This is a genomic window from Lihuaxuella thermophila (genome assembly GCF_900110165.1).
GTDB lineage: Bacteria > Bacillota > Bacilli > Thermoactinomycetales > Thermoactinomycetaceae > Lihuaxuella > Lihuaxuella thermophila.
In genome coordinates this window covers 1-8,626 of the sequence record NZ_FOCQ01000027.1, presented here as the reverse complement: position 1 = coordinate 8,626, position 8,626 = coordinate 1, and the positions used below count along the sequence as shown (strand labels likewise).

5 protein-coding genes and 2 rRNA genes are annotated in these 8,626 nt (G+C 50.7%); all 7 read right to left on the bottom strand.

Annotation, left to right across the window (positions count from 1 at the left end; all coding sequences use genetic code 11):
* Positions 1-381: ribosomal RNA gene (locus BMW55_RS18700) — 23S ribosomal RNA — on the bottom strand; the annotation flags it as partial.
* Between the two features lie 274 nt (positions 382-655).
* Entirely contained in the window at positions 656-1,984 is a 1,329-nt protein-coding gene (locus tag BMW55_RS18695) for a YjiH family protein (RefSeq protein ID WP_089973327.1), read from the bottom strand.
* Between the two features lie 24 nt (positions 1,985-2,008).
* On the bottom strand, positions 2,009-3,025 hold the full coding sequence (locus BMW55_RS18690) for an agmatinase family protein (protein ID WP_244527628.1): 1,017 nt from the start codon (positions 3,023-3,025) through the stop codon (positions 2,009-2,011).
* Positions 2,997-4,289: an imidazolonepropionase gene (hutI, locus tag BMW55_RS18685; RefSeq protein WP_089973325.1), complete on the bottom strand. Its 1,293-nt coding sequence runs from the start codon at positions 4,287-4,289 to the stop codon at positions 2,997-2,999. Before hutI ends, BMW55_RS18690 begins: the two co-directional genes overlap by 29 nt.
* 259 nt (positions 4,290-4,548) lie before the next feature.
* Positions 4,549-6,219 carry a urocanate hydratase gene (gene hutU / locus BMW55_RS18680; protein ID WP_089973323.1) on the bottom strand — a complete coding sequence of 557 codons (1,671 nt, stop codon included), beginning with the start codon at positions 6,217-6,219 and terminating at the stop codon, positions 4,549-4,551.
* Between the two features lie 145 nt (positions 6,220-6,364).
* A complete protein-coding gene (locus BMW55_RS18675; RefSeq protein WP_089973321.1) occupies positions 6,365-7,867 on the bottom strand; it encodes a helix-turn-helix domain-containing protein in 1,503 nt (500 codons plus the stop codon).
* Positions 7,868-8,553: 686 nt separating this feature from the next.
* Positions 8,554-8,626 (bottom strand): 16S ribosomal RNA (locus tag BMW55_RS18665); the annotation flags it as partial.

Sequence of the window (8,626 nt, the reverse complement as noted above, 5' to 3'; positions counted from 1 at the left end):
AGGCTGTTACTCTCTATGGCGGGCCTTTCCAGGACCACTTCGCCTATCCCTTCCCTTTGTCACTCCATGTGAGACGCCCTACAACCCCGGCAGGCAATGCCTGCCGGTTTGGGCTGTTCCCGTTTCGCTCGCCGCTACTCAGGGAATCGCGTTTGCTTTCTCTTCCTCAGGGTACTAAGATGTTTCAGTTCCCCTGGTGTGCCTCCGTCCGCCCTATGGATTCAGGCGGCGGTACCAGCTCTTCCAGCTGGTGGGTTGCCCCATTCGGAAATCCCCGGATCAACGCTCGCTTACAGCTCCCCGAGGCATATCGGTGTTCGCCCCGTCCTTCATCGGCTCCTGGCGCCAAGGCATCCCCCGTGTGCCCTTAGTAGCTTAACCTGCATGTTGCTCGGTTCTTCTCCGGTGAATGCAACTTGACGAACTTGACCAAGTTTGTCAATTGTCAATTGCTTTATTCCATATCTAATTTTCAAGGTGCGCTTGTTTTCATCAGTTTCACCGCTCAATCGCGGCGACAATCAATAATATATCACGGTTACATCATCAATGCAACCCCCTTTTTTTAGATTTTCTATTGTTATTGATTGGAAATAAAACAAGACTGCCGACCGTACAGCGGCAGTCTTGAAGCCATCCGTCTCCAAAAAATTGATCAAAGCAACAAATAGGCAATGGGAGTGACCAGAATCAAGGTAAAGATCGTACGTTCAAACCAGATGATGATCAACTCCCAGATGGAGAGGGGGATCTCCGTAGACAAAATGCAAGGAATGGAAGCCGAGAAAAACAGGATGGCCGAAACAGAGACCACGGCAATGATAAACTTGGTGACCAAAGGTGCCTCTGCCACAATGAGCGCCGGCAAAAACATCTCGGCGATTTCGATCGCTGAAGCTTTTGCCGCGAGCAGGGGCTCCGGAATCTGCAGCATCCATGTGACGGGGTAAAACAGATATCCCAACCAGTCAAAAACGGGGGTAAATTTGGCCAAGACCAAGCCGATCAGGCCGACAGACATGATGGAAGGCAAAATCGCGATCGTCATGGCAAATCCGTCTTTTAGATTGCTCCAAACATTTTGGATCAGGGATGGAGCGTGCTCGGCTGCCTGCATCGCTTCCTTCCATGAATTTTTTAAGTAGTTTCCCTTATATTCCGGTTCGGGTTCACCCGTTCCCGTGATGTACACGTCGCTCTTTTTGGAAATGGGCCAGATGCGGGCAGTGATGGCCGTTACCAGAAATGTGACGGCCATCGTGACCCAGAAGTACAAATTCCAGTATTCCATGATCCCGAGCGTTTTCGCCACAATGATCATAAAGGTAGCTGAAACGGTCGAAAATCCGGTCGCGATGATGGTCGCTTCTTTAATGGTATATTTTCCTTCTTTAAACAATCGGTTGGTGATGAGAAGAGCGAGCGAATAGCTGCCGACAAAAGAAGCGACAGCGTCGATTGCCGAGCGCCCCGGGGTTTTCCATACCGACCGCATGATCGGGCGCACCCAGACACCGATGAATTCCAGCAATCCGTAACTGACCAGGAGAGCCAAAAAGACCGAACCGACCGGGACAAGCAATCCGACGGGGATCACCAGTTTTTCAAATAGAAAGATACCCATATCGGGGGCAAACAGCCAATCAGGTCCGATCCGGAGCCAAATCATCACACCCACAACAAAACCGGCAATTTTAAGAACGGAGAATATGATGTCGACGCTGCTTTTTTTCCATGCCCCTTTTACAAACGGGTAAATCGCGCCCAGCAACATGACAAGAAGGACATAGACAGGAACGGCGGACGGAGCAACGTCGCGAACCAGGGTAACCAAGTGATCCAGGGGTATGGAGGATTTTCCTTTGAAAGTAACGGGGACAAAAAACATGAAGATACCGATCAGACTGTAAATAAAAAACTTGGCGATGTTGGCCGGAGTCGTTGTTTTAGGTTCCAGCTGCACGGCTGTTTCGGGTCTGGTCATCCAAAACTCCCCCTTTCAAACGGTTCAGCTTTTTCTTTTGGCAAATCCGGTCAAGAACGAAAGCATGACATGGACACCCGCTTTGACGGTAGCCTGGGCGACATCTTTTACAGGATCGAGGCAAACGATATCCATTGCCCGGACCCGGGGGCAACTTCCCGCTATTTGTACCGCCTCAAACAGTTCATCGCTCCGCATTCCCCCGGGAGTGGAAGCAGGAGCACCCGGTCCTACGCTGATATCCAACACATCCATATCCACGGTCAGATAAATGGTGTCCACTTTGTCCGCCAATTGTTGAAGAGCTTCCTCAACCGTCCGGGCGACTCCTCGTTTGCGCGCCTCTTTTAATGTGATATAGTTGACACCCGAACGGTGGGCATACTCCTTGAGCGATTTGGCATTGAAAAATCCATGCAGACCGATATTGAAAACATCTTCTCCTTTCACGGTTCCGCTTTCAATCAAATTGCGAATCGGTGTGCCGTTACTGGGGCCGTTGTCCTCCAGGCTGCGCAAATCGAAATGAGTATCCAACTGGAGAATACCGATCCTCTCCTCAGGGTGGGCTGCTTTCCATCCTTTCACAAGCATCGCCGTAATGGAATGGTCCCCGCCAATCATAAGAGGAAAGGTATTGGGATGATGAGTCCGCATCGCCACCATCGCTTCCCTGATATTGCGGTGGCAGACAGAGATATCCGTGACATGCTGTCTCACATCTCCCAGATCGATCACTTTGAGCACAGTCAGATCTACATCTTCTTCCAGGTTGTAAGTGGTAAAGTACTTCCAGGCCCTCCGGATGGCATCCGGGTTTTCGCTGGCCGCCGAGGCACTGATGGAGGAACGGGAAAGCGGAACTCCCAAAATGGTCACATCCACCTGTGACCAGTCCGGAGGCACCACCGATGTCACATCAAGGGTTTCAATCCATTCATGAACCTTTGGCTCATTGACCTCCCTCTGATCCCAGCGAAAGGGAGGAGGCACAAGCAATGGGTACGGATAATTATGCGACGAATTCATTTCTTTGCCCATTTTGGATCACCACTCTTCCGTTTTTGATGACTGTATCGACATGATTCACGCCATAATAATAGGAAAGGCTCATATAATTGGGGACGTCAAAGATGACCAGATCCGCCTTTTTGCCCTCCTCGATGCTTCCGATTTCATGGCCCCGGCAAATGGCATGCGCTGCATTGATCGTGACGGAAGTCAACACTTCCGCAGGGGTCATACCCATCTTCAGACAACCCAGGTTCATGATGAACGGAAGCGACACAGTGGGAGAAGAGCCGGGATTGCAGTCGGTCGACAAAGCCACGGGCAACCCTGCATCGATCATTTTCCGGCCTGAGGCCATCTCTGCCATGAGGAAAAAGGCGGTTCCCGGCAGGAGAACAGCGACCACTCCTTTTTCGGCCATCGCCTGAATCCCTTCCTCCGATGCACGCAGAAGATGATCGGCGGAAACACATCCAATCGCGGCAGCCAGTTCCGCTCCCCCGTAAGGTTCGATCTCATCGGCGTGAATTTTCGGCTTCAGCCCGTACTTGAGCCCCGCCTCGAGAATTCTTTTCGACTGCTCGGGTGTGAAGACCCCCCGTTCACAAAATACATCGTTAAATTCCGCCAAACCGCGGCGAGCCACTTCCGGGATCATCTCATCAATGACCAGCCGGACATAAGTTTCCGGATCTTGTTTGAAGGAAACGGGAACGGCGTGAGCGCCCATAAAAGTGGAGACCACATCCACCTCGTGTGTCTCATTTAATTCACGGGCTACTTCCAACTGTTTCATTTCATGCTCAAGCGTCAAACCGTAACCGCTTTTCGCCTCCACTGTCGTAACTCCATGATGCAAAAACCGGTCGAGGCGGCGCTTGCTTTCCTCATATAACTGGCGGTGATCCGCTTTTTGAGTGGCGGAAGTAGTGGCATGAATCCCCCCGCCCGCGTTCATGATCTCCATATAGGTAGCCCCTTGCAGGCGCATTTCAAATTCGTTTTCCCGGCTTCCCGCATATACGAGATGGGTGTGAGGATCTACAAGGCCCGGCGTGACCAACCGGCCCGTCGCATCGATTACGTCCGCTTCCGAAAGACGATCCCGGTATAGGGTGGCTAACTCCTCATCCTTTCCCACTTTTCGAATCACACCGTCTTCCATCCAGACACTTCCATCTTCAATGATCTTCAACTCATTCATGGCCGGACCGGTAAGCGGTGCGTGCGAGCTGCCTGCCAAGGTGACCAGCTGGTTGGCATGACGGATAAAGAGCGGCTTTTTCTGTTTCAAAAATAGCTCCCTCCTGATGAAGATATTTGGGAATGAACGGTTCGTTTCACGTCCATTCCCGTTGTAAAAGTGTGCTATCTAAGAGTTACCGAAGTGGTTGGCGATGTTTCTTTCGACGGCGAAGAAATAGACTGCTTTGAACGAGAATCGACTCACACCCGTTGCGACCGTGATCCGCCTCTTCCACCGGAGCTTGCTCGGCCGGGTTGACCCACCGTGCTTTCCGTTCGCAAATGGTGCTCAGCGATTCATTTTTGCATTAATCTTTCAGCATGGGAATTCGTACGCCTCTTTCCTTGGCTGTTTGGATGGCCAGCTCATATCCGGCATCCGCGTGGCGGGCTACACCCATGCCCGGGTCAGTGGTGAGCACACGCTCCAGCCTCTTTTCCGCTTCTTTGGTCCCATCGGCAACGATCACCATTCCCGCATGCAGGGAATATCCCATACCGACGCCGCCACCGTGATGCACCGATACCCAGCTGGCTCCGCCAACCGCATTGATCAGGGCATTGAGAATCGGCCAGTCGGCCACTGCGTCACTGCCGTCTTTCATTCCTTCCGTTTCCCGGTTCGGTGAAGCGACCGATCCCGAATCGAGATGATCCCGTCCGATGACGATGGGCGCTTTCAATTCACCGGATGCGACCATGTCATTGATGATCTTTCCAAACCGGGCCCGTTCCCCGTATCCCAGCCAGCAAATCCGGGCGGGAAGCCCCTGGAAGCTGATTTTTTCCCTGGCCAGCCGGATCCAGCGGCAAAGACTTTCATTATGGCTGAATTCGCGCATAATCACTTCGTCCGTCTTATAGATATCCTCCGGGTCGCCGGAAAGCGCAATCCAGCGGAACGGCCCTTTTCCTTCACAAAACTGGGGACGGATGTAAGCCGGTACAAATCCGGGGAAGTTAAAGGCATTTTCCACTCCTTGGTCTTTGGCTACCTGTCGGATATTGTTTCCATAGTCAAAAGCGACCGCCCCTTTGTCCTGCATCGCCAAAATGGCCCGTACATGGTTGGCGATGCTCTGTTTCGCCCGTTCTTCGACCAGCTTCGGATTTGTCTTTCGCAGTTCGGCCGCTTCTTCCAGAGACATTCCTTGCGGGAGGTACCCGTTTAACGGATCATGCGCAGAGGTTTGGTCGGTCACGATGTCGGGAATAAACCCTTTTTCGATCATCCGGGGAAGTACATCGGCCGCATTGCCCACCAGGCCGATGGACAGCGGTTTTCCCTCTTTTTTCGCCGCCTCAGCCAGCCTTATCGCTTCATCCAGGCTGTCCACTTGTGTATCGAGATATTTCGTATCCAAACGACGCTGGATTCGGGAGGGGTCTACTTCAACCGCAATCACGACGCCGCCGTTTAACGTCACGGCCAGCGGTTGAGCTCCACCCATCCCCCCCAGCCCTGCCGTTACGGTAATGGTGCCGCGCAAACTTCCGCCAAAGTGCTGGCGGGCACACTCGGCAAACGTTTCGTACGTACCTTGGACAATTCCCTGGCTGCCGATATAAACCCAACTTCCGGCGGTCATCTGTCCGTACATCATCAACCCTTTTTTATCCAGCTCGTGAAAGTGATCCCAGGTGGCCCATGCAGGGACTAAGTTGGAGTTGGCGATCAACACGCGCGGAGCATCGCTGTGGGTTTTAAATACAGCCACCGGCTTCCCTGATTGGACGAGCAACGTTTCATCGTCTTCAAGCTCGGTGAGCGTTTGAACGATCGCGTCAAAAGCTTCCCAATTCCGTGCCGCCTTGCCGATGCCTCCATACACAATCAATTCTTCCGGCCGTTCGGCCACTTCCGGATCCAAATTATTCATCAGCATCCTGAGAGCCGCTTCCTGAATCCATCCTTTGGCATGCAGCCCGGTTCCCCGGTAAGCCCGGACCACACGGGGGGCCGTTTGGTTTCCGCTCATCTCGCAACACCATCCTGTAACAATTTTTTGACTAAAATAAGTATATGAAAAGATCATTTATTTCCATAGACAGAAGCAATTTGAAAGAGGAAAACTTTTTTAGGTAAAAAAATAGAAAGCAATCGCTTTCCACATTTTTCACTGATTATTTTGTTTTTCTTTCATTTTTTTGGTCACGGTAAGCCCGCGGAGTACAACCGATATGCTCTTTAAACACCCGGCTGAAGTAATTGGGATTTTTAAAACCGGTTTGATCGGCGATTTCCTGGACCGTGAGGGGGGTTTCCCTTAAAAATCGGCAGGCATGACGGAGCCGGATCCCGGTGAGAATCTCCCGAAACGAAGTTCCTTTCTGGCTGGTGAGCACATGGCTCAGGTAAGAGGGATTTCTGCCTACATATTCGGCCACTTCCGCCAAGCTCAAATCATGGCGGTAAAAATGTGTCTCCATATATTGAACCGCCTGTTCGATGATATTAAAGTTTCCGCGCAAACTTCTCTCCTCTGCTGCAACTAAGAGGTCGTAAGCAAACAGCAACATATCCTGCACAATGCGGAATAACACCGGACTGTACAGAATCGAAGCAAACACCCTGTGATAATGGGCTTCCATGTCAGGATCTTCATCGAGCAGATGGGACTGCATATAACGACGGAGCTGGGCCAAGATGCTCGTAAGCCGGATTCTGAGCAGCCCCGGCTCGGGAAAGGGGGGATTTCGATAGGAAAAATGCCGGTGCATCCAGGCCTTGATCCCTTCTTTATCATAGCGGGAAAGCATCTGCAGCCACTCTCTTTGTTCTTCCGTGCTCAGAAACGGGTCAATCTGAAGCCAGTCGACCTGTTCACCGACAAAAATCACTTGCTGATGCCCCCGAAAAAAACGCATTTCCAACGCTTTTTTAGCGGATCTATATTTTTGGTGCAAGGACTGTTGGGAATCGGTTACGCAAACGACCAAAGCCAGAGGCACTTCATGGTGTTCCGACCAAACACTGAGCAGCCGGTGACCTTCTTGCTGAAAAAATGTATGATCATCCGGATAAATCCTGGGAAACACACAGACAACCGCATCGCTTAGTGGAAATAAATCAGGCCGGTGATGAAAAGGATACTCCTCCAAAAACTGATGAAGAACCGGCACAAATTTCGCTTGTTCCGGCTGGATGAGCAACAGACTTCTGTTTTCATTCAGTGATTTTTGCTCCAGAAACAACGTTTGATAAGAGACAGGAGCAAGAACAGGAGGGTGGCTCCCCTGAAAGCTAGAACGGTTTTCGGCCATCTGTTTGTAAACATGGGTTAACCTTCGTTTCATCCGATCCGGCGAAACCGGTTTCACCCACAAATCAACCGCATGCAGTTCAATGGCCTGCATCGCCCGCTCAAAAGTGGCTTCCGCCGTCATCCCAATCACTCTTTGCACAAAGTGAACAGCGTGCTTCTTAAACTGTTCCCATTGCGAACGGGGAATCATATCCAGCTCGATACACAGCACCTCAGGGGCTTCCCGTTCCAGCAACCGGATCAATTCATCCGGATTTCCGGCCAGATGCACCTGTCCAAAAGGAATGGGATACGCCTGAACCAGCCATTTTAAACCTTCTCTTTCCTTGGAATCACGATCGGCAATGAGCAATTTGACCATGGGAAAAACCTTCCTGAATGTAATTGTCCTCTCACCTTCATTTTATATCAATCAAATACCGTGTGGATTCTCCAGTCCGTCCTTATCTAAAAATTACCATTATCTTCAGTTGTGCAGGCTTTTGATCCAGCGTAAATATTTTGGATTCAAGCAAATAAATATCGAGTTAAAACTGCATCTGCTGATACGATCAAAAATACCAAATCTCTTTTCGCACACAGGTTCGGCATTTTCCGTGAAAGACTCTATAATTGGATACGGCCGGTGTTAAGATGTCCGGATGAGATCGTATAATCGGTTGGCTCATCCCCGTCTTTGACATCTGATCCAGAGACAACCATGCATAATCGGTTACTTCATCTTCCTGCAAGGTTACCTTTTCAGCGGAAATTAAACGGAAAGGAAACCGGAAACCAGCATGCCAGTGTTCCGGTTCTCCCTTTCCCGGATTTGCCGGGATGCGGTGCAAGTCGATATCAACGGGTACGTTTTCCGGCAGGGTAAGTTCAAGACACTACCCATTTCTTCGAGAAAATGAACTATTAATCACAGAAGCGTATAATAAAAAACCCCCTCAAAGCCGAAAAGCTTTGAGGGGGTTAAAAGTATTCCCTGAAAACTAAAGAGTGAGCAAGCATCACGACCTGAGAAGAGAATTCGTTTGTGTATCCGAAGATACTCCGTAGAAAGGAGGTGATCCATCCCCACCTTCCGGTAGGGATACCTTGTTACGACTTCACCCCAATCATTTGCCCCACC